At 42.1% G+C, this 22,736-nt stretch carries 20 protein-coding genes, 1 tRNA gene and 1 riboswitch; of the genes, 5 read left to right on the top strand and 16 right to left on the bottom strand.

The features are described 5' to 3' along the window. Positions 1-89: 89 nt before the first annotated feature. From trxA to FXZ76_RS01705, 8 genes are all read right to left on the bottom strand, one after another. Positions 90-407, bottom strand: coding sequence for a thioredoxin TrxA (gene trxA, locus FXZ76_RS01740; protein ID WP_079535410.1), 318 nt, complete (start codon positions 405-407; stop codon positions 90-92). A gap of 37 nt (positions 408-444) precedes the next feature. Continuing rightward, positions 445-1,386, bottom strand: a complete 942-nt coding sequence (trxB, locus tag FXZ76_RS01735) for a thioredoxin-disulfide reductase (RefSeq protein WP_079535409.1) — start codon at positions 1,384-1,386, stop codon at positions 445-447. A gap of 39 nt (positions 1,387-1,425) precedes the next feature. Continuing rightward, complete coding sequence (gene grdB / locus FXZ76_RS01730; RefSeq protein ID WP_079535408.1) at positions 1,426-2,736, bottom strand: glycine reductase complex selenoprotein B; 1,311 nt, start codon at positions 2,734-2,736, stop codon at positions 1,426-1,428. Positions 2,737-2,751: 15 nt separating this feature from the next. Beyond that, positions 2,752-4,032: a glycine/sarcosine/betaine reductase component B subunit gene (locus FXZ76_RS01725; protein ID WP_197682083.1), complete on the bottom strand. Its 1,281-nt coding sequence runs from the start codon at positions 4,030-4,032 to the stop codon at positions 2,752-2,754. A 17-nt stretch (positions 4,033-4,049) separates the two neighbouring features. After that, positions 4,050-4,424: a GrdX family protein gene (locus tag FXZ76_RS01720; protein ID WP_079535407.1), complete on the bottom strand. Its 375-nt coding sequence runs from the start codon at positions 4,422-4,424 to the stop codon at positions 4,050-4,052. Positions 4,425-4,578: 154 nt separating this feature from the next. Further along, positions 4,579-4,675, bottom strand: a riboswitch (glycine riboswitch). A gap of 99 nt (positions 4,676-4,774) precedes the next feature. Then, complete coding sequence (locus FXZ76_RS01715; protein ID WP_079535406.1) at positions 4,775-5,236, bottom strand: phosphatase PAP2 family protein; 462 nt, start codon at positions 5,234-5,236, stop codon at positions 4,775-4,777. A gap of 124 nt (positions 5,237-5,360) precedes the next feature. Continuing rightward, entirely contained in the window at positions 5,361-5,777 is a 417-nt protein-coding gene (queD, locus tag FXZ76_RS01710; protein WP_079535405.1) for a 6-carboxytetrahydropterin synthase QueD, read from the bottom strand. Further along, positions 5,765-6,511 (bottom strand): class I SAM-dependent methyltransferase, encoded by a 747-nt coding sequence (locus FXZ76_RS01705; protein ID WP_079535404.1) that lies wholly within the window; start codon positions 6,509-6,511, stop codon positions 5,765-5,767. The genes queD and FXZ76_RS01705 overlap by 13 nt, the downstream gene beginning before the upstream one ends. A 114-nt stretch (positions 6,512-6,625) precedes the next feature. Between FXZ76_RS01705 and FXZ76_RS01700 the strand changes: the two genes are divergently transcribed. Together FXZ76_RS01700 and FXZ76_RS01695 are read left to right on the top strand one after the other, a co-directional pair. After that, positions 6,626-6,988 (top strand): hypothetical protein, encoded by a 363-nt coding sequence (locus tag FXZ76_RS01700; protein WP_147571503.1) that lies wholly within the window; start codon positions 6,626-6,628, stop codon positions 6,986-6,988. 42 nt (positions 6,989-7,030) lie between these two features. Beyond that, a tRNA-Ser gene (locus FXZ76_RS01695) sits at positions 7,031-7,121 on the top strand. Positions 7,122-7,582: 461 nt separating this feature from the next. On the opposite strand, the gene FXZ76_RS01690 is transcribed toward FXZ76_RS01695, so the two are convergent. From FXZ76_RS01690 to FXZ76_RS01665, 6 genes are all read right to left on the bottom strand, one after another. Continuing rightward, positions 7,583-9,769: a YhgE/Pip domain-containing protein gene (locus FXZ76_RS01690; protein ID WP_079535402.1), complete on the bottom strand. Its 2,187-nt coding sequence runs from the start codon at positions 9,767-9,769 to the stop codon at positions 7,583-7,585. Positions 9,770-9,781: 12 nt separating this feature from the next. Then, entirely contained in the window at positions 9,782-12,520 is a 2,739-nt protein-coding gene (locus tag FXZ76_RS01685; protein ID WP_079535401.1) for a YhgE/Pip domain-containing protein, read from the bottom strand. A gap of 22 nt (positions 12,521-12,542) precedes the next feature. Beyond that, positions 12,543-14,180, bottom strand: coding sequence for a murein biosynthesis integral membrane protein MurJ (murJ, locus tag FXZ76_RS01680; RefSeq protein ID WP_147571501.1), 1,638 nt, complete (start codon positions 14,178-14,180; stop codon positions 12,543-12,545). After that, the gene (locus FXZ76_RS01675) at positions 14,156-15,490 is read right to left on the bottom strand and encodes an MATE family efflux transporter (RefSeq protein ID WP_147571499.1); all 1,335 of its coding nucleotides are present in this window, start codon (positions 15,488-15,490) and stop codon (positions 14,156-14,158) included. The genes murJ and FXZ76_RS01675 overlap by 25 nt, the downstream gene beginning before the upstream one ends. 104 nt (positions 15,491-15,594) lie before the next feature. Further along, the gene (locus FXZ76_RS01670) at positions 15,595-16,923 is read right to left on the bottom strand and encodes a DUF4013 domain-containing protein (RefSeq protein WP_079535398.1); all 1,329 of its coding nucleotides are present in this window, start codon (positions 16,921-16,923) and stop codon (positions 15,595-15,597) included. A gap of 31 nt (positions 16,924-16,954) precedes the next feature. Next, positions 16,955-18,205 carry a DUF2207 domain-containing protein gene (locus tag FXZ76_RS01665; protein WP_079535397.1) on the bottom strand — a complete coding sequence of 417 codons (1,251 nt, stop codon included), beginning with the start codon at positions 18,203-18,205 and terminating at the stop codon, positions 16,955-16,957. A 192-nt stretch (positions 18,206-18,397) separates the two neighbouring features. Here FXZ76_RS01665 and FXZ76_RS01660 point away from each other — a divergent pair, with 192 nt between their 5' ends. Further along, complete coding sequence (locus FXZ76_RS01660; RefSeq protein WP_079535396.1) at positions 18,398-19,198, top strand: alpha/beta fold hydrolase; 801 nt, start codon at positions 18,398-18,400, stop codon at positions 19,196-19,198. A gap of 65 nt (positions 19,199-19,263) precedes the next feature. Here FXZ76_RS01660 and FXZ76_RS01655 read toward each other — a convergent pair whose 3' ends face one another. Further along, positions 19,264-19,470, bottom strand: coding sequence for a cold-shock protein (locus tag FXZ76_RS01655; protein ID WP_079535395.1), 207 nt, complete (start codon positions 19,468-19,470; stop codon positions 19,264-19,266). Between the two features lie 257 nt (positions 19,471-19,727). Here FXZ76_RS01655 and groES point away from each other — a divergent pair, with 257 nt between their 5' ends. Continuing rightward, on the top strand, positions 19,728-20,015 hold the full coding sequence (groES, locus tag FXZ76_RS01650; protein WP_079535394.1) for a co-chaperone GroES: 288 nt from the start codon (positions 19,728-19,730) through the stop codon (positions 20,013-20,015). 17 nt (positions 20,016-20,032) lie between these two features. After that, the gene (groL, locus tag FXZ76_RS01645) at positions 20,033-21,664 is read left to right on the top strand and encodes a chaperonin GroEL (protein ID WP_079535393.1); all 1,632 of its coding nucleotides are present in this window, start codon (positions 20,033-20,035) and stop codon (positions 21,662-21,664) included. A gap of 192 nt (positions 21,665-21,856) precedes the next feature. Here groL and FXZ76_RS01640 read toward each other — a convergent pair whose 3' ends face one another. Further along, a complete protein-coding gene (locus FXZ76_RS01640; protein WP_079535392.1) occupies positions 21,857-22,693 on the bottom strand; it encodes a DegV family protein in 837 nt (278 codons plus the stop codon). Positions 22,694-22,736 lie beyond the last annotated feature (43 nt).

Raw genomic sequence — 22,736 nt, 5'->3', positions numbered from 1 at the left:
CTCATCTCCTTTCAAATCAAAAATCTATTAAGGTACTATCAACACGGGCGTTTCCCGATGTTGAACAACTTTGAATCAAAAAATGCTAATTAGTAGTATTTCTTGATCATCTCTTCGACGCTCTCTTTTGTAGCGCCTTCTTTCACAACCTCGTCAATCTTCTCGCCATCTTTGTAGATCGCAATAACTGGAAGTCCAAGGATGCCTTGAGCGATTGCAAGACGACGAGCCTTTGTTGTGTTAAGGCTTGTGAACTTGATCTTATCGCCGTAAACATCTGCGAAAGCATGAATGTGAGGCATCAATGCTGCGCAAGGAACGCAACCGTCGCCATAGAAGTCAACGAGCACGTATCCGTCTGCCTTCAACACTTCGTCCTCAAATGTGTTCTTATCTACATCTAACATTATTTCCCTCCTTTCGAAATAATCAAGGTCAGTTTATTTAAGCAATCTCGTTCAGGTATTTCTCTGCCTGAGTTGCTGCAATTGCGCCATCCGAAGCAGCTGTAACTACCTGACGGAGTGGCTTCTTGCGAACGTCACCTGCTGCAAAAACACCAGGAATGTTCGTCTTCATGTTGTCATCGGTGAGGATGTAGCCATTCTCGATGTCGAGAATTCCCTCGAAGAGGTCACTTCTTGGGCAGAAGCCGACAAATCCAAAGAGACCAAACAGGCCGTCTTCTTCGTCCGCTTCAATCTTTCTTTGCTCACCAGTGACTGTATCTTCTACAATCATCCAGTTGAGGAATGGTTCGCCGCCGATTTCCTTGACAACAGTGTTCCACATTATATCAAGTTTTTCATTAGCGAATGCCTTTTCTTGAATAGATTTTGCAGCGCGAAGCTCATCACGACGATGAATCAAATGTACCTTACGAGCAAATTTAGTGAGATACATTGCCTCTTCAACAGCACTGTCTCCACCACCGACAACAAAGACCTCGAAATCTTCGAAGAAGTTTGCGTCGCAAGTTGCGCAATAGGAAACGCCTTTTCCTACATAGTCGCCTTCGCCTTTGCAACCAATTGGTTTAGGGAAAGCACCTGGAGCAACGATTGCTGCTTTTGCCTCATAACAGTCATCACCACAATAGAACTTCTTTGTCTCTCCGCTGAAGTCAACTTTAGTAACGTTTGCAGAAAGTCTTTCGGCTCCAAACTTAGCTACTTGCTCTGTGAAGCGTTTGATAAGGCTTGGACCACTCTCGCCCTCAACCTCTTGGCCAGGGTAGTTCTCAATGTCGTCTGTGATTGCAATTTGGCCACCATCTTGCCCACGCTCAATCAAGAGAGTGTCTAGGCAGCTACGACCGCAATAAAGACCTGCAGCCAGTCCAGCAGGACCACCACCCAAAATGATAACGTCATAAACCTTGCTCAACTTACAACTCCTTTTCACTCATGTAAGAGGCTTTTCCTCTTACTCAAAAATTGTTTGGTCGTCAACCTCGGTTTCAAGAGCTTTGATAGCTTTTTCTACCAGTCCACGACGCAGTGCCTTCTCCTCATCAGGATCGAGTGAAGGATCACCCAATGGATGAGGAATCGCGATTGTAGGCACGATTCTGTTCGCACCAACAGTCATCGAAATTGGGGTAACTGTGCACATGTGAACAACTGGGATTCCAGCACGTTCAATTTCTTTAACCATCGTTGCACCGCAACGAGTGCAAGTACCTCAAGTTGAAGTCATTATAACAGCATCGACACCATCAGCGAGCAGTTTTTTGCTGTATTCTTTGGCAAATGCAGCAGCTGATTTGACAGCGGTTCCGTTGCCAACTGTAGTGTAGAAAAGGTGATGAAGTTCACCAATTTCTCCAGCTTTTTCCATGTCGCGCAAAACGTCAACAGGGAGAACACGATCAGGATCCTCATTTGCATAAACAGGGTCATAGCCACCGTGTGCTGTCTCCCATGCATCAGAAGTGAGATCTTCTACACCAGCGATGTCATACTCACCATAACGAGTAGCATTTGATGCTTCAATGTGATCTGGATTACCTTTTGGTACGATGCCACCTGAAGTGCAGAGAGCAATCTTTGCATGCTTCATATCCTTAACTGCAGGATTTGGCGCAACGCGGTCAAATGTAGGCATTGGATATTCAGTAGTAAATGGCTTGTCAGCAAGTTTTTTCAACAGCATGTCAACTGCACGCTTTGATCCACGCTCTTCCTCGAAGAAGTTTACGCGAATGCCATTTGGCATGTAGTGTTCTTTGCTCGAAACGCCAATTTCCTCTTTGCGAGCAAGTTTGAGAGCAAGAGGTGCCATGTATTTAACAGCATCACGCATGCCAGCAGCACTGTTCTTTGTTGGAACAATGTAGATTTTTGTCTTGAACATATCAGCGCCAGGATTCTCCTCATACATGCCTGAAACGACTGGAATGCCAAGCTCTTGCTTAACAGCATCTGCAATAGTGCCGCAAGCTACGCCATAACGACCTGCGTTAAATGCAGGGCCTGCGATGAATACGTCTGGGTTAAGTTCCTTAACTTTAGCAAGAATCTGCTCTTTTACTGCATCGATGTTCTCAGCGAAGTAGGAGTCGCCACAAACAATTGTTGAAACGATTTCCATGTCGTCGCCAAAAGCTGCCTTGAATGCCATGCCAGGTCCCATAACCTCGCCATCATGGAATTCTACTGGAATATCAGCTTTCTCCTCGCCACCAATGTTAGCGAAGAACTGGTTGATGTAATGTACTGCCTTTAATTCAGCCATCTTTCTTCCCCCTCCTTATCTTGCGCTCAACAGGTTGAAGCCTGTCTCATTGGTTGCGCCTGTAATTGCTTGAATCTCAACTTCCAAAGAACCGTCAGCCTGGACAGTTTGGTCAGAACCACCAGCAATCTTTGTTACATATTCGAGTGTTCCAATAACTTTGTCCATCTTTGGAAGAGTAATGAGCTGATTAGCGTTGCCGCCAGTAACAACAGCGTTTGCCAGAGGGTCAGCGTCAGCAAGAGATTGCGATTTTCCATCACGTCCAGCATATTCGTCAGTGATGATTACTGTCTTTACGCCAACAGTTTCAATCTTCTTTGCGTTCATGATGAGGTCAGTGTCTGGATTGCCGAAGCCTTCCTGTGAAAGAACAATGCCATCAAGATCGAGATAACGGCAAAGTTTAGCTGTCCAGTCGCTAGAACGCATTTTGTCAGCCAAATAAACATTCTCGTTTGTGATGATGTGGCCAACGAAGTTAATTGTTTTGCCATGCTGATCATAGAGGTCATGCACAACTGGGTTGTTCATGTGAACATATGTTGGGTTCTTATCGCAAGCTGACACACAGTTGCCAGATACGATTGCGCCATCCATAATCTCGGTTGGATAGAGGATTGTTGGGACGATTTGCTTTGCGTCTACGCCATAAACATAGGTGTCATGTAGAAGACCCTGTGACTGGAGCATTTGTACATAAGCAACACGTGGAAGATCTGGATACATCTTTGCGCCTTCCATGAGTGTTGGTGTCTCATAAACGCGTGTCTCATCAGGAGTGAGTTCACGTGCAAGTTCACCAATATATGTTGCTGTCTTAAATCCAGCGAAACGCACTGCCTGCTCATATTGATGCTGTTTAATTCCCTCAACTGGCTCAATTACAAGAACAAGATTGATGAGCTTTGAGAAAGGTGTGTAATCTGCACCTGGGCCGCTCATGTCGATGATTCCCTCTTGGAAACCAACAATTTTGCCAGCTGTCATTACGCTCATGCCTTTAAGAGCATATGTTTTTCCACTACCAACTGTATCAACTTTTGAGATAACACCAGGGAAGATTCCGCCTGGTCCATCAACCTTTACGCGAGGCTCAATTACATCCTTAACTGGCGTGATTCTGGTTGACTCTCCAGGATGTGCAACATCAAGGCTGACATCTTTCAGATGCTCATCTTCCAGGATGAGATCTTTGATGGCCTGAACGTCAACTGTGAGAACGCCATTCTCAATTTTTGACTCGTTCCCCAAAACGACGTCATTAATGTGAATGTACCCCATCTCTAACTTCAAGGTTCTACCTCCTCTTACTAAGCAACTGCACTTTCGATGCCGCTGCTAATTAGCGTGTAATCGACGAGTTGAAAATCATCGAGTACACTCGGACTCCACTCTTTGTGCATCTGCGAGAATTTATCACATGCACTCATCGCACTCTCGGCTAGCCTAAATCCGTCAGCGTCAGTCTGGCCTTTTTGCTGTGATATCAACACCGATTTATAAGGTGTCTCACCAGGTTTAACGCTTCCACTTAGAGGATGAGTTAGCAATTGATAACCCTCAGCGCACAAATCGCGCACGGTCTGCATAACTTCTTTAATGGAACAATCAAGAAACATAACTTCAAAATCATCCTGATAATGGTCGCGAACCATCGGATTGTTTGTAACGATTTTGAACTTCATCCTCAAATCCCCTTAGAATTAGCAAACCTTGCAATCTGCAACAGGCCTTTAGGAAATGAGGTCTAAGAAAACAAAAAGACGACCCCAAACGCAAGCCCCTCCGCTTGTCCTAAAGTCGTCTCAGTTGATTCGAGTCCCGAATCTTCAGAGTGTGGCGATTTTCAACATCCTTTTGCCTGAAAGTTTGAGCCTAACGGCCTTGCCTCTTCGGCGGTTCACTGCAGAGTCGAACTCTCTCTGTTGAAGTCTTAACCCACCTGTTATTGCCTGTCTCTTTTATAGCACAAATGGCTCGAAAAATCATTGGAAAATTTAAGAAAAATGGCCTTCTAGCTGGTAATTAAACGCGCTCAAAGAAAAAAGTAACCAGCCACAGCACATGTTATCGCGATAAGAATAGCGCCATAAATATCTCCCATTTTATGTGCTCCCATCGCTATGCGAATTCCCCCCAGAACGAAAGTCAAACCACAGATAATCATTCCTGCCAAAAAATTTACATTTAACCAAGAAAGACCAATCATCATCATCGAAAAAGTGTGTCGGCTTGGAAACGACTCACCAGTTTTTTTGTCATAAATTGCACCCTCGACTTGCGGTCTTTGGACATTCAATATCTTTCGGAAGATTGTCACCGCAACAAAAGAAACTGTGCAGACGACAACTATTTTTACAGCTAGCCAAACATCTGTGACAATGCAATAAAAAACAAGCACCACAAACGCGATAATGCCAACTAAAACCAGTGCATTATTTGCAATCTCGAGTCCAGTTAATTTCTTCTTTGATTGTTTGTTTCTTAATAATTCCATCTTGTGACTTCATTCACAATTTCTAAATGTGACATTCTATTTTGCGTCGTATCTTAAAAAATATCTTTAAGGCAACGAATCTATTTTGCATGCGCGAAAAACGGACGACTTTAAATGCATAAACCTATGCTGAATATCGTGCTCTATTGTTGGGAGTTTCGGCAACTTCAACAAACGAAACACTGAGCCCCTCTTCTTCCAATGCATCAAAAAAGTAGCGAGCAAGGTTTTCTGCGGTGGTGCGAAAGGGCAATATCTTTAAAGAAAAGCCTTCGCTTTCCAAAGCAGAAATAGTTACAGGCTTTAGCGTGCCTTCCTCTATGAGAAATGTGTGATCAAACTGCTCCACGATGCGACGAACAGTTTTTTTAAAAGACCCAAAATCGCAAACCATGTCACGCTCTGTTCCTCTCGTCCCCAAATCACCCAAAATTCCCACTGTCACCTTCCAACGATGACCATGCAGGTTTTCACACTTTCCATGATAATCAGCAAGAAAATGCGCGGAGTCAAAATAGGCATCGGTCGTTAGTTCAAACATGCGCTAGCCTTTCTCTGAAATGTCAAATAGCGATTCAAATTGTGACATTTTCCATCTTCCGAAAAATCAGAAACTAGAGTCACTTTATCTGAAAACTGCTCTGAAAATGACTGAATCTCTTCGTCTGAGAAATTGTGGCAATATCTAAAAACATCGTCTCGATTTTTCCAAGATAGGAAATAATCGTCATGGTCAAGCGAAATTGAGTGCATTTGGGCAACTAGCGGAGTGATGGTTTGTGCCTTATTCGCAATTCTTTGATCTTTCATAAACTGCCAGAAAGAAACAGCGATGTAGCCACCTGGTTTTGTAGCATCTATCAACTTAGACAAAAAGTCTTTTCGTTGTGGATGAGCGGGAATGTGATGAAAAAAACCAAACGAAACCACAAGATCGAAGAATTTTTTGGGTAAAGAATCGAATGCTTCATCACACGACAAGTCTATGTTTAAAAACCTTGTTTTGTTTGGAAGGTCACAAGGCTTCAGGTCAGAACAGTTGTCGAGGCACAAAATCTCCTCAACTGAGATGCCCTCATTGTGCAAGAACTTTTCAAATCTCATGTTTCCACAGGCAACATCTAGCACACGCGTGTGCACGGGGAGCTGAATAGAAGAAAGAACTCTCTGCCAGCCGCACCAAGGATGATCCCTAGTCTCCGAAAATGAGGAAGCAGTTTCAGAATAAAACGATGAGGTTAGTTCTATGCATTTTTTTTGTGATTGTTTATTCATTTACCATTCGTTTAGTTGAGCAACCTAAAAGGCAAACTGCGTGCTTGTTAAAACTTATTTAGGCAAAAGCAAGCCATTCTTTGTTCAGTCATTAAATTTTACTAAAATGTTTATATGGGAAGAATAATTGTAATGATATTCAGGCTCATGCCTCTAGAGATAGCACTAGTGTTGCTCGGCTTTATTGGCTACAAAATGCTTGAAAACAGAAAATCCAACACAATTGCTAAAGAAGTTCTCATTAAATATTTTCTCTTCACAAACGTCGTGGCAGGTGCTTTCCTGTTGTTAATAACTCTTTATGCGGTTGTTGACCACAACATGGCAGTCATAGAACTTGCCGGGTGTATGGCTGCGATTTGTGCGCTGACCGCAGGCATCGCGCAAATTTGTAAAATGAGGTTTTTAAAGAACAGGCCAGGCTACCGCTGGAAACGTGTAGATTTTTCAAACTTATTCGGACACAAAAACTCTTAGCGCATAAAAAGCAAATCATAAGATACAATATATTCCTGTTGTGGAGGAGTGACCGAGAGGCCGAAGGTGCTCGCCTGCTAAGTGAGTATGGGCCACAAGCCCATCTAGGGTTCGAATCCCTACTCCTCCGCCATTTCTAATTCTCTTAAGTCATAAAATTCTGGTTTGTATTCGTTTGACAGGTTCTCTTAAATCTTTCGCACTTTAAAAATTGGCACAATTCGACAACTCGTGCGCGAGCGTTCTCAAAAAGGTTGATTTTTCAGTTGTTCTTTAGAGAGCCTGCAGACATCAAATCTCGTGCACATTCACACTCAAACAATCCTTGACATCCCACTCAGAGTTTTCTGCTCTCAATCCACCCACAACAATTCCAACAAACAACCTCAATTTACGCTTTAACGGAAAGTAAAAATGCGCTCTAAAGCGCCGATTCATTTAAAAAGAGACAGACAAAATTTGATTGACTAATGAAAATCTTAAAAACAAAAACCCTGCGACGATGTTAGTCCAAGGAATTTAAAACTAAACAATTCCAAATGAATTATCTTTTTCTGGCGAGTCAAATCGCAAGATTGCTAAATCCTTAGGTATTTAAATTAGCTTTGACTTTTCAACCAATTCAACGAATTTATCGTTAGCTTTGACGAATGGACGTCGAAAGACAAGCCCGATTAACGCCATTGGCAATAAGAACAAAAGCAACTTGCCAAGATAAATCCAATAATCAAATTGATATAGACCAGTCATCGAGGCGCGCATAGCATTAACGACATATGAAGCTGGCAAGAACGGATTAATGGCAGTTGCATATTCAGGCAACAGCTGTAATGGGAATGACCCGCCCGCTCCTGTGACTTGGAAAATCAACAACAAAACTGCAATTGCTTTGCCAACGTTTCCAAACGTAGCAACGAGCGTGTACATAATGAACTGAAACACTAGCCCCGCGACCCAAAAACACAAGACATAGAGAAATGGATTGGAAACTTGAATGCCAAGAAAAAACAAATTGCCAAGAGAAATCACTGTCGACTGAAGAAGTGCAACCACAGCAAACACTCCAAAGCGTCCAAGGAACATTTCACATAAACGTGGCTTGCACTTGCATGAACTAATCGTTTGTGCAGAAGGATTAACCTTGATTAGCACGACAGAAAGAAGACATCCAACCCAAAGGCCAAGTGTTGCATAAAGTGGAGACATTGCTGCCCCGAAGCTTGAAACTGGGAATTCAGCAACGCGCTCAATCCCAACTGGTGCCGAGATGTTTTCCGCTAAAAGACTTGGATTGTTGCCAATAATCTCTTTTACTTCCTGAATCCCGCCAGATTCCATTGCACTCACTAATTTATCGTGCATTGAAGTCAACTTGTCAGATGCTTCATTTAACCCGCTCGCAGCACTTTCGACTGCTGTTTTAGCACTCACAAGTTTTGAACCAGCATCTGTCATTGAACTCGAAAGCGCATCTTCCATGTTGTTTAACTTCTCATAATTCGTTTGCAACTTTGAAGAAACCGCGGCTACGCTGGAAGTAACCTCTTCTAGTTTTGGCTTGAAGTCTGAGTTATAGGTTGTCTCAACATCCCTTAGTGAAGAAACAGCTGTGTCTACGACCGACTTAATTTCATCATGCTTCGCTTGCACGGCTGAGTTAGAACTTCGAACATCTTCGGCAGAAGATCGCATGGTGTCAGCAGCAGTTCTTTGAAAATCGATGCTACTTTGCAAAACTTGAACAAACTGATCAAAAGCAGGTTGTTGCTCAGCGGGGAGTTTGTCTTTAATAGCTTGGAGTGAATCAATGACTTTCTCATAGGAATCTGCAAGACTATCCATTCTGTCGGCTTTTGATGTCAAGCTTTTTGCAACGTCCTCTGCTGTAGAGTTTCCGCTATCAAAAGCTGAATCGATTGAATCGGCAGTGTTTTGGTAGTTAGAAATGATCGAATTGATTGATTGGGTGAGCGAATCTGTAGTGGTTTCTAAAGCTGAGGCAAGCGTGTAAATTGTTTCATCACTCCCATCAAAATCGGAGTTAAGTTCTTTTACAGAATCTTTAGTTTCGTCTAAAAGCGTTTTAGAACTACGAACTAAATCTTGCGAAGCACTAACCAAATCGATAAAACTTGAAAGTAACGTAGCTTGCTGTTTCATGCTGTCTGACGCGTCAGAAATTCTCGTTAGAAGCTTTGACATATTATCGGCTGTCGTCTCATCATCGGTGAGATCTATCGCAGAGTTGAGAAGATTAATTGTCACTTCACTTAAAGTGCTAGCGAAGACTTTATTTACTTGATATGAAATTTCGTCAGCACCTTGAGAGGTAACTTTGGGTGCTACAGCACTTTTTTTCTCGTTTGAATAGTAAAGAATCGGAGCACGCTCAGCATCGCTTGAGTAAAAAGTTAACATTTCTTGACTAAATGATTTTGGAATAACTAGAGCAGCATAGTAACGTCCACCCGCAGCGCCATCGATTGCATTCTCTTCACTTGTAAAAACCCACTTCATTTGATCGTTTCCGCGCAGAGCATTAACGACTTCATTTCCAACGTTCACTTCAATTGGCAACAAATCACTTTTGTATCCTTCATCGGTGTTCGCAACTGCAACCTTTAGATTACCAGTGTGACCAAAAACATCCCAGCAAGCCAAAACGTTATACCAAACGAACATAGAAGGCATAATCACAAGACCCACAGTCAAAATGACACTGATGACGTTTTGGTTTAACGCCTTTAAATCAGATTTGAATATTTTCCAAATGTTGCGCATTAAAGTCTAGGTTTAGTTTTGATTACTCTTCTTTTCATTGTCATCATTGGGTTTGGATCCAGGAGACCAATGCCTGCCATTTTTTACTGTACTCACATTCCCAATGGTCTTTTGTGCTTCTAAATCTCTCTGATGCTTGTCATTTAAATCTTTAAATAACTTGTGACCCTCGCCAGATTTTTGACCAGAAAAAATTTCGGATGTGGTCTTACCAACCTTATTGCGTTCGCCAATCAAACCACGAAGCTCCTCATCACTCATTCCATCGAGATTCAACTGGCGCTCTATTGAGTCATGAGCATGCTCAACGCCCACTGCAACTATCATTAGCACTACAAGACAAACCAGCCAAATAGTTAAAACTGTTGGCTTCGATTCCATCGGAAGTCTTGAAAAAAGAACAGCAATGGCGATTGAAGCAATAACCCCAATTGCAAGAACATATTTTTTAAACGAAGAATAACGATTCACAAATTTTCTAGCACGGTTCATGAGCCCCGTTCTATATTCTTCTCGATTAGAGAGATAGCCAATTAGCTGCGAAAGCCTGAAACGTTGCGTTGGAATTTCAATTTCTTCACCAACAAAGAGCCCTCCTTCTTGAACTTCCTTGGCGAACAATTTGTTGAAATTCGTTAAATAGGGACGCAAATAAAGACCAATTAAAACACTAATCGCCATAATTGCTAAAAGGACAACAGCACAGATTGCATATGTGTTCCCATAAAGCCCGCAGATTGTCTCTCGCAACCCATTAATTCCATATGTGAATGGGAAGAAAGGATAAATCCCTTGAAAAAAAGGAGTTGTCATTTCTATTGGATAAAGACCCGTTGCTCCTGGAATTTGCAAGAATGCAAGCAAAACGCAAAGCCCTTTGCCAATGTGTTGCAAAGTCGTTGAAAGCATAAACATGAGGCTTAGATAGGCTACTGAAGCAAAACAACCCATGAGATAAAAAAGGAATGCGCTTGTAGTTTGAACTCCCAACAGAAGAACGCCAGAAACGCAAACGACTGCTTGTAAAATCGCAAAGAAGCACAGAAGGAGCCATCTCGAAATATAGCGCTGTTTAATCGTTAAATTTTCAACACCTTCATCGTCAACTTCCTGCCTTAAGATTACTAGGAGCATGAAGCCGCCAATCCAAAATGTCAAATTCATAAACAATGGAGCCATGGCAGACCCATATGCATTCAATTCATAAATGCTTTTCTGTTCAATAACTGTCGGTGAGCTGATAAATTCACCTATCGCAGAACCATCAAGGCCATCAACGCCTGTCAACTTTTTCAACATAGCTCCCATAGAGAACGAACTCACATCAGTTTGTACTGTTGAAAGCTGATTATCAAAAATGTCAAAACTGCTCCTCGTCGCCCCCACTGCCTTCTTGGCCGAATCAAAACTGTTTTTGACTTGATCAAGGACAGCCTCAATCTGAGACACTAGCGAACGCTGATTTCCAACAGAAGAAGACAATTTGCCTGACAATGTCGAGATGTCAGTCAGGGTTTTGGTTAGCGCGGGTAACGTTGTCGTCAACAGAGTCGAATTAAATGAGAGGGTGGATTTAACGGTGTCTTGCGTCATCTGATTTACTTGGATAGAGGCATCGGATATGTTTTTCGCATCTGCTGAAATGTCATCAGACAATTGCGAAAGCTCGTCAACAGTAGCTTGTGAATCATCAGCTTTAGATTTGAGCGCTTCTATGCACGACAAAACAGCATCTTTTTCATCTCCTTCTGGCAAGAGTTTTGCCGTATTTTGCAACTGAGTAATTAGTGTCTGGATTTGAGATATTTGAACTTTTTGTTGCTCTAACGAGGTTTTTACACTCACTTGTGAGCTTTGAATGTCGGAAGAAAGATTAGTGATTGCTTCGTTTGTTTTGCTCGAGGCATTAGACAAATCAGTGAGGCCAGTGTTAATGGCAGGAAACGCTTCTTCTGTGAATGAGTCGAGCGAATCAGAGACATCTTTAGAGCTCTGTTGAACTTTCGAAAGACCCGACTCAACCTCATCAATTCCCCGCTTAACCTCATTCAAATCATTCTTAGTGCTTGATACTTTCATTTGAGCATTGTCAATTGAAGTTTCTAGCTCAACAAGAGAACTCTCTGCATTAGAAACTGCATTTCTTGCAGCCTCTATTTTTTTTACAATTTCAGAATCTTTGTTCTCTAATGCCTCATTAGCATCAGCAAATGCACCATTTAATTTCTCAACAACAGTCTCACTGACTGTCTTCACGAACATCGAATTGATTGTTTCATCAAGCTTTGTAGAACCTGTGTCGGTTACTTTGGGAGAAATTGGTCCCAACTTTTCATTTACATAATACTGAACATTCGGCTTCGTAAAATCAGAAGAGAAGAGCGACAGAAGATTTTTTGTGAAATGATTCGGGACAACAAAAGCGGCATAGGCCTTGCCACTCCTAATTTCTTCCATAGCCTCTTCTCGGCTAACAAAAGCCCATCCCAGCTGATTGTCATCATGGAGAGACTCATCAATCATTTTTCCAACGTTAATCTCTCCAGTGAGATCACTTATGCCACCTTCATCTTCGTTTACAAAACAAACTCGCAAATTTCTGGTGTTGTCATATGGATTCCAAAACCCATAAACATTAACCCAAGTGTAAAGAGAAGGAAGGACTATCAATGCCGCGACCACTACAAGCGCCAGCGGTGCTTTTAATAGACGCATCAAATCTCGCTTGATTATTATGAAAACGTTTTTCATGAACAGAGTAGTATACCCCTAATCATCCATGAATTTTAGATTTTATTTTTCCCAAAGAAGACCGAATGAGTTCTGCCTCAGGTACATGGAAAAGCATAGCAAGGCCATAGGTGGCAACCACCGCAACTAACCCGCCAAACAAAAGGGAAATGAAAGATTGCGCAACGGTGTAGAAAGCAGCATCCCCGAGAAGCATGTTTCCTATTGAATAGGCAATCGTACCCCCAACAAGAGCACCCACACAAGATAACAAAAACATAACAAGCGAATTTCTTAGCATTTGGCCAATGCCAATGTGACCAAGAACTACTCTGATTCGAACAAAAACTGCCACAGTCATCAAAAGATTGAATAGCGTAATTGACAAAACAACACCGACGAGACCCGTCATTTCGCCAACTACTATACAAAAAGCACAAGACACAATCGTAAACACAACATAGCAGTAAGAAAAGAAGCGCAAATTGTGAAGCGCTGCGCAAACATTCTGCAAATAGGAAACAAGAGCATAAAAAGGAAGTGCCGTGGATATAAAAATTAGAGTAACCCAAGACGTGGTGTAGGTCTCAGAAGAAAAGTTCCCTGAAGCAAAAAAGGCCATCAAAAACGGGGCAAACACAATTAAATAAAGACAAAACGGAATCATCATGAATAAAATTTGTCTAGCACCTTTAATGGTTCTTTCTTTGAAAGCATCCATTTTATGCAAACTAAACAAATCGGAAAGCTCAGTGAAAGTGGCTGTCGAAATAGGGACAGCAAATAAAGAAGCGGGCAAAACAAACCAGACTCGAACATAGTAAAGAATAGCCGCGCCAGAATCATTAGAAACAAGCGACCAACTAGATTGCACTGACGCTAAAACAGCAGCACAAATTGTGTTAAGAAAGGAAGGAAGGCCGATCTTTAAGGTTTCCTTCAATTCAGGATCATGCCAGTTAATCTTCAACTTAATCTTTATTCCCGCGCGACGCATCGGCGCAATCTGCAAAATTACCTGGACAAAAACACCAAGAGGATTTCCTATTGCATAAATCAAAAAACCCATGAATTCATTAGTTTGAGCAACTTGAAAGCCAATTAAAAATGATGCAATTACGACTATGTTGTTAAAAATTGGTGATGCCTGACCCCAGAAGTATTTTCGCTCAGCATTAAGCACTGCCCCCAAAAGTGCACTCAATGGATAGAGCAACACTTCAACGCAAAAGAATCTGAAAAAAAGCGTTGCGGTGTCAAACAAAAAAGACTCGTCGGCGCCTGCCGACTGCGTAAAAACAAGAGGTGCAGCAAAGATAAAGGCGACTATTGTCATTATTGTCATGAGAAGTAATATTATGCTGGACATGTTGGAAACATAATCAGAGGCACCCTTTTTCCCTGCTTTATTTTTAACCGTCATGTAAACAGGCAAAAATGCGGTGTAGAGCATTCCGCCAATTGTGATTTCAAAAAGCAAATTTGGAATATTGTTTGCAACAGTGTAACAACTCGCGAGCATTGTTGCACCAAGAGCGAAAGCTTGTGCCCACGTGCGAACAAAGCCCGTTAACCTGGAAATGAAGACAAGACCTGTCATCATTAGAGAGTCACGTGCAATGTTGTTGCTCGTTTTTTCTTCTGTTTCATCCATGGCTACTTCTTTGATGACGTTATCCAATTTTTAAGTTTTTTAACTTCCACATAAACAAGAACGGACGTCACACAAACGCTAATGAAGTCTGACGCAGGCACACTGAATAGAATCATGTTAACTGCATTTGTGTTAAAAAGACCCGCCACTAAAGGAAACACTAGGTAAAATGGCGTTAGCAAAATGACTTGACGTAAAAGTTCGATGATTGCTGCCTTGAGCGGTTGTCCACTTGATTGAAAATAGCTTCCTCCAATGATTTGAAAGCCAACCAATGGGCAAAAAAACATGTTTACAAACAAAGCCCACTTCGAGAATTCTTCAAGTTCTCCTTTAATTCCAAATAAAGAAAGAATTTGATCAGGAAACAAGTGAATTATCGCAAGAGCAATAAAACCAATACAAACGCCTGCAATGCAGCTAACTTTGAGGGTTTTCAACACGCGCGACCATTTTTCAGCGCCAATGTTGTAGCCAATGAGAGGTTGCATTCCCATAGTAACACCAATAAAAATGCTAACTATGATGTAAACCATTCTGTTTGACACGCCAATGCCTGCCAAGCATCCCGAAACCCCAACAGCAGCCGTGCTTCCATAAATAGCAATAACGTGATTGAAAACGACGTTAACGATAGTTGATCCAATTTGCATTGCAAAAGAAGCCAGGCCAAGCTTGAGAATTAAAAGCGAGTCATTTCGATCAAGCTTCATGCATTTCAAGCGCAAATGAAACGCAGCACCTTTCACTTTTGTGAAATATAGAATGACAGGGACTGCCGTTGCTGCTTCCCCGCAAACAGTAGCAAGCGCGCTTCCTGCAACTCCAAAACCCATGACTGGAACAAAGAGTAAGTTAAACAGAACGCACATAACGACACTAAAAGCTGAAGAGGCAAGTGCAAGATTTGGTCTGCCAGCGGTGCGCAAAAAGTTATAAAGACCAAATCCAACTGTGACGAACACATCAAAGATAATGAGAATTAAAACAAACTGTTTTGTTGGCTCCCAAAGTTCGGCAGTCGTGCCAATCATGGTCAAAAGAGGATCAATAAAAATTGTTCCGACAACTGAAATGACAAGAGAAAAAATAATCATTAAGGCCGTAGAATTTCCAAGCGTGAGTTCTACCTTGTCAATTTGCCCTTTTCCGAGCTGTATCGCGGCAAGGGCGTTTCCGCCCATCCCAATGAGAAGACCAAATGCCATTAGAATGTTTTGTACTGGAAGCGCAAGTGTGACAACAGCTAAACCATAGTCGCCAACGAACCAGCCCAATATAGCGGAGTCAATAATTGAATAAAGAGAATAGACAAGTTCTGCAACAATACATGGCATAGCGAACTCAAAAAGCAACCGCCCTATCGGGGCGGTTCCTAATCTATCGGTGCTATTTTTTGCGATTTCCCTCAAAAATCTCCAATAAACATTGCATCTTGAAGCTATTCATTATAGATAACTGCGCGAAATTTTGGCTCTTCTCTCCACTCTGCACAATATCGTGCAACATAGTGACCGGCTGCGCGTGTTTGAACCAAAAGGCAAGTTACAACAAAGATGTTTGCGAAGAATCCACCTATGAGAATCCATGGAATGAGTCCAATAAACCCAGATAAAAGAATCGTTATAAACTGCGATAAAAACTCGGGGTCATTTTCAAGAAGATATGTGAAATATTCATATGATCCTGCTGCCTCTATCATTGGGTAGACAGCCGACCAAACCGCAAGTCCAGTAGTCAGAATACAAAGAATCGTGACAATGAACACAACCGCAGAAACTGTCAAAAAGATAATGAGCGAAGGCATGAATTCAATCATGAAAGCTTTGCCTGGTTCTTTTTTCATGGAATTAAAGGCTTCCTTTATGTTAAAGCCTTCACCAAGTTCATCAAACAAAGACATGCGAACATAGGCAATGTTCATGAACATGTCAACAAAAATTCCAAATGCAATTGCTGCAAGTGCTCCAACAAAAGGGACCAATCCTAAAATTGAAGAAACAATAGAAACAGCAATAGCAGCTACCAATGAAACCAGGAATTTCATGGCGCCATTAACAAAAGCGCGGTCGCAAAAGATTTTCTTAGGCAGACCCTCAACTTGACCTAACGAAAGCTGTCTTGCCCAACGAAGAGCATAGCCGTCAACCACCCAATTTAAGACAGGGACAAAATACATCAAAGCCATGAGACAAACTTTTCCAAACCAGCCTTTTGTCGCCTTAACGTCGTCCCACGCTGCTAAAACGCAACCCTTTTCATAAACGATTTGACCAGTTGATGCTGAAGATGCAGTTGCAGCAACAGGAACAAACGTTGATGTCACTTGCTGTGTAGCTTGTGATTGCAGAGGTTGTTGATCCTCTTGAGGTTGTTCTGCTAGTTGAGGATGCTGTTGTTGCTGAAGGCAATCATCATGTTGGGAAATTTCTGCTTGCTCGGCATGTTCTTCGCCACAGAAGGAGCAAGGCTCTGTTTCTGCCTTCTCATTATTATGGCAACCACAAGAGCAGGCTTCGGCACTGCCGCCTTCCGAATCGTGGCAGCCACAAGAGCATTTTCTCTCGCCATTTCCGTCGCTATCTGAACTGTGACATCCGCAAGAACATGAGTCATCGGGGTTCCCATCATTTTTAGCATCATGGCATCCACAGGAACAAGTTTCTCCACTTCTGGATTCTGTTTCTTCGCTGTGGCATCTACATGAACAGCTCTCACCATTTTCTTCGGCAGGAGACCATCCGCTACTATTGTCGTTTTGATCTTTCATTAAAACAACCTTCCTACTAAAACTACTATGCCTAGATTCTATCAAGAAAACAAGAGTGAATAGTGGGCGTCCAATTCATAAAAATCACGAGTAAGGCGACTAAAACTGCAAAACAAATCGCAACGATTAGTGAGTGAAAAATGACTACTGCGAAAATGCAGGCTATCAAGCAAAAAAGCGATGTTATTATCAAAACTTTCTTAAACTTGATAGCGTGAGCGTCAAAAGTAATTTGCGAATTTAACAGAGCGTGTTCGTCGAAATCTTCAGAATTGCTTAATAGCGCTTTGTATTTCTTGCAAAAAGCATAGTAAACACAAGTTGCGATAACAAGAATGATTGCTGCAACTAGACACCATGCGAAGGTCAAGAGACAATCATTACCTTGAGCAATAGTCGATGAGTCCATCCATTTTGCTTCTTCAGAAAGAGAATTGCCAAGACGCGCACCTCCCACGTTTATGGGTGCTGTCTTGTCTAAGTTTTCAAGCCACGAAGAAGGAAAAATAACATGAGCCTGTGAATCAATGTTGTGCGTGTTTACAGTGCTAGAAAAAAGATAGCCACCAACGGGCAAAAACTCGACAGTCCCTTCATGGCCATGTCCCCACGCCCAAACGTTGTTAAGGTCTTTCGGAGTGTTTTTGTCAGTAACAGGAATTAAAACAGTTGCTGTAACCTGCGCAGAAGAATCTCGAGAAGCGAAACGTTGGACATCAGAAAGCTTCATGTGAGGCAAATAATTCCAATAGAGCTCAGCTACATCATCATAAACATAAAAAGCATTGTCGATTTTATAGCTCACTTCCACTGTCATCTCGCGAGATGAGTTGTTTTTTGGCATAGAAAGATAAAACCAACTTGACTCTTTGTCGTAACACCAAAAATAATCTTCTTCATCTGATGGCGGTTGCCCATCATCAAGACGTTTTTTTACCTCTTCAGAAAAATCGACCTGCGCTGCTTGAAAAACGCTTGTGCCCTCCGCAGCTCCTGCGTAAATTACACGTACACCATCAATTGCGATTTTGGCACGATTGCAAGCCTCAGAAATCTCCCAGTTTAAAGTGCCTGTGTTGGCCGGGGCGTCAATTGTTCTTTGATCGACGACCCTGAGGGTGCCATCGGTTTCAATTTGCCCAACAGTGTTCATGCTAACAAGGTTCCATGAAGGAAGCTCCGAAATTTCATGAAGCAGATAAATCGTAAATCCACAAACTGCCAAAAGAACAGCTGAGATTGCAGCAATAGTTGACTTTTTAAACTGGAATTTCACTGACATAATGTTACCCGAATAACAAGAAGGTTAAACAGGTTAGGCCAGAGCTAGATTAAGATATATTTTCAATCTAGGAATCTATCTTTTAATTAGTTCCGAATAACCAAAATCTTTTTCAAACTATGATTCAATTAAGAAAACAAATTCATCAATGGATGCCAAACTGGTGTTAACTAAAACTAACAAGGAAGTGCCATGGTTCAAAACGGACTAAATAAAATACACATCAAAGACTACGACATCGACTTTATTAAATGGGGGCACGGCAACAAAAACCTCATCATGATTCCTGGCCTTTCATACATCATGATTCCTGCTCAAGTGGAGCGCAGAAAGAAATTTTCTGAAGTTTATGCTGATGAATTCACTTGCTTTTACCCAGAGCGAAAGCCGGACTTACCCTATGGCTACACAACAGAACAAATGGCAGAAGACGTGTTTGATTTCATATGTGCCTTGGGGCTAAAAGAAGTGTTTGTGCAAGGCTTTTCTCAAGGCGGAATGATTGGACAATGGCTAGCCATCAATCACCCAGAAATTGTAAAAGCGCTCGTATTGACTGTCACATTGTCTAAACCTAACGACATGATTAAACAAACGCTTGTGTGGGCTAACGAAATTGAAGAAGGTAAACCTTATGATGCCCTACAGCGCATGCAAAATGACTCCTATTCAAACAAATGGCTTGATATTCACAAAGATGACGAGATAGAGTTGCCGCCACAAAATGCAAGAAGGCCTGCTGACCAATATAAAATCATGGCGAAAGCTTGCACATCTCACAACACATTCAATAGATTAAGTGAAATAAAATGCCCTGTGCTAATAAATGGTGGATGGAATGACAAAGTTGTGTCTGGAGAAGCAAGCATTGAAATGTCGCTAGCTCTGAAATGTGACACTGTAATGTATGAAAAGCTTGGACATGGTCTATATGAGGAAGATTTAAGCTATCACGAACGTGTGTTTAGCTGGCTAAAAACCCACGCAAACTAATGTCCAGAACAAATAAAAACGAGGGCGCAGAACCCTCGCAGAATAAAGCAGATTTTTGCGTTGTTTTATTCAACAACTTTTACATTAACGGCTTGTAGTTTTCCATCGTTGCCGTCTACGATTTCGAATTCTACCAACTGGTCTTCTTTTAGAGTTTTATAGCCATCCATCTGGATTTCAGAATAATGAACAAATAAATCATCGCTATCTTCCATAGAAATGAATCCATAGCCTTTTTCGCCATTAAACCACTTCACTTTGCCTTGAGCCATTGAAGACACCTCCCTTCAAAACACACTCATTGAACCACAACCCCATTAGTTCAAGTTGATACTTTTTCCTTAAGAATGCTTTTGGCATTACAAAAGTGAAAAAAATTATAGAACACAAAGACGTGCGTAACCTGCACTAATACGCTGAAGAGTGTATATTTAGCACTCTCATCTAAAGAGTGCTAAATAAAGATATAATCTTTAACGTTTTATAAGAGAGCCGCATACATTAGTGCGGAGCACAAAAAGGAGATGTTATGAACCTTAAACCACTAGGTGATCGCGTCATCTTAAAACAAGACGAGGCAGAAGAAAAAACAGCCTCTGGCATTTACATTGCCAGCACAAACAAAGAAAAGCCATGCTGCGGAACAATTGTTGCAGTTGGCGAAGGCAAGCGCGACAACAATGGAAACCTCATTCCGATGAATGTTAAAGACGGCGACCGTGTCGTTTATTCAAAATATGCAGGAAATGAAATTCAAGTAGACGGCGAAGATTACGTAATTGTTAAATCTGACGACATTTACGCAGTATATGCATAAAAAGGAGATTGATTTTAATGGCAAAAGCAATTAGATTTGACGCAGACGCAAGAAGTGGCCTTGCACGCGGTGTAACAAAACTCTCAGATGCAGTAAAGGTCACACTTGGACCTAAGGGTCGTTATGTAGCTCTTCAAAAATCATATGGCGCACCAACAATCACAAACGACGGCGTTACGGTTGCTCGTGACATCGAACTCGAGGATCCAATCGAGAACATGGGCGCACAACTCGTAAAAGAGGTTGCAGTTAAAACAAACGATGTTGCAGGTGACGGCACAACAACAGCAACTCTTCTTGCAGATGTAATCGTTGCAGAAGGCATCAAGAACGTTACAGCAGGAAGCGACGCTCTTGCAATTCGTCGTGGCATTGAAAAATCAGTTGACGCTGTGGTAGCTGAAATCAAAAAGAACTCAACACCAGTTTCAACAAAAGAGCAAATCGCTGCTGTTGGCACAATTTCTGCAGGAGATGCCGAGATTGGCGAAAAGATTGCAGAAGCAATGGAGGCAGTTGGAAACGACGGCGCAATTTCTGTAGAAGACAGCCAAACATTCGGCATCGACATGGAAGTTGTTGAAGGCATGCAATATGAGCGTGGCTACATCTCACCATACATGGTCACCGACACAACAAAGATGGAAGCAGTCTTAAAAGACCCATACATCATGTTGACCGACCAAAAAGTATCTAACATCCAAGACATGATTCCTCTACTCGAAGAAGTCATGCGCTCGCAACGTCCTTTGTTCATCGTTGCAGAAGATGTTGATGGCGAAGCACTTTCAACAATGCTTTTGAACAAATTGAGGGGCACCTTGAATGTTGTTGCTTGCAAAGCTCCTGGATTTGGCGATCGTCGCAAGAGAATCCTCGAAGACATCGCTGCTGTAACTGGCGCACAAGTTATCGACAAAGACTTCGGAATGACACTTGCTGATGCAAACATCCAGGCTATGGGCAACGCAAAGACAGTAAAGGTCACAAAAGACAGCTTCCTCATCGTTGATGGCGCTGGTGACAAAGAAAAGATTAAAGAACGCGTTAACCAAATCGACGTTGAGCTTGAAAATTGCGACAGCGATTTCGACCGCGAGAAATTACAAGAAAGAAAAGCAAAACTAGCTGGTGGCGTTGGCGTTTTGAAGGTTGGAGCAGCAACAGAAAGCGAACTTAAAGAAACAAAGAGCCGCATCGAAGACGCTCTGCAATCAACTCGTGCAGCTGTCGAAGAAGGCATTGTTGCTGGTGGCGGCGTAGCACTTGTTAATGCTATTAAAGTTCTTGACGACGTAAACGCAGAAGGCGATGAGAAGATTGGCGTTGACATTATGCGTCACGCAATGGAAGCACCACTTCGTGCAATTGCTACAAATGCTGGCTATGAGGGCAGCGTTGAAGTCGCAGAAGTAAAGAAAGCTGAACCTGGTGTCGGCAGAAACTACAAGAATGATGAATGGGGCAACATGATCAAGATGGGAGTAAACGACCCAGTCAAGGTCACAAGAACTGCTCTTCAAAGCGCAGCTTCTGTTGCATCGTTGATCCTCATTACTGAAGCAACTGTCAACGACATTCCAAAAGATCCTGACCCAGCCGAAGCAGCAGCAGCCGCTGCAGCAGCCGCTCAGGGCGGAATGATGTAGACGAGAGCTCCAAGGGTTAAATTAAACTTGATTTAGACTGATAAAAGTTCTTTGCTTTTAGGAGTTACAAAAAGAGGCGCCAATATTGGCGCCTCTTTTCTAATAATTGAGACAAGCGTATAATCCCACGACACACATATGTCAAATGATGGCGTAAATCGTTAATTGTCTCTTTATTTCATTTGTGTGCAACTAATAGCTAACGATTAAACCGCCGCGTTCTGCATAGTAGCTACAAAGACCTCTTGTGGGAAGAATTTCTATCTGAGCGTCTTTCCATGTTTCTAGAATTTTTTCTTTGAGAGTTTGTGCAAGGGCTAGATTGTCACAATGGCTAATAGCAACTTTTCCGCCTGAAAAACCTCTCTTTTTCATGTCATGGAGAATAACAAGAAGAGCTTTTTTCGCACCTCTTGCCTTTGCCTCAAAGACTATTTTTCCTTCATCACTTCCGATGCCAATGCCCCACATGCCAAGCGCTTTAGCAATGAGACCTGTAACTTTACCCATTCGCCCGTTTTTAATGAGGTTGTCAAAAGAAGAAAGAGCAAAAACAACTTTCTTTTTTTTCAAGAATTCAACAGCGTTAGTGACAATAGCATCAAAATCAAGGCCTTTGCGAATCATATACTCGATTTCTTTAACGCATAAAACCAGTTCAGGACCGGTCGAACAAGAATCCAGAACAGCAATGTTTTTGTTAGGATGCTCCTCTAATGCATGTTTTTTCGCCGCAAGCGCGCTGTTCATGCTTCCAGAAAGTTGCGATGAGATAGTGATGGCAATAGAGTTCTCTGCCTTTTCAAACTGATCAAACCAAGTGCCTGGTGCAGGGCATGAAGTGAAGCTTGCCGTTTCTTCTTTCTCCATCGCATCAAGAAGCTCAGGAATATCTATGCTTTCATCATCGACAAATTCTTTACTTCCAACTGAGATAACAAAAGGAACACTTGTTCTCTCAGCGTCGCATTCGGGGTGGCTTTTAGGGAAAAGATCGCAACTCGAGTCAGTAACAATATTCCACTTCATAATCTCCAAAACCTTTCTCGAACCAAACTAACCAACACTAAAA

The organism is Phoenicibacter congonensis, from assembly GCF_902386915.1.
Classification (GTDB): domain Bacteria; phylum Actinomycetota; class Coriobacteriia; order Coriobacteriales; family Eggerthellaceae; genus Phoenicibacter; species Phoenicibacter congonensis.
This window is presented reverse-complemented; position numbering and strand designations above follow the sequence as displayed.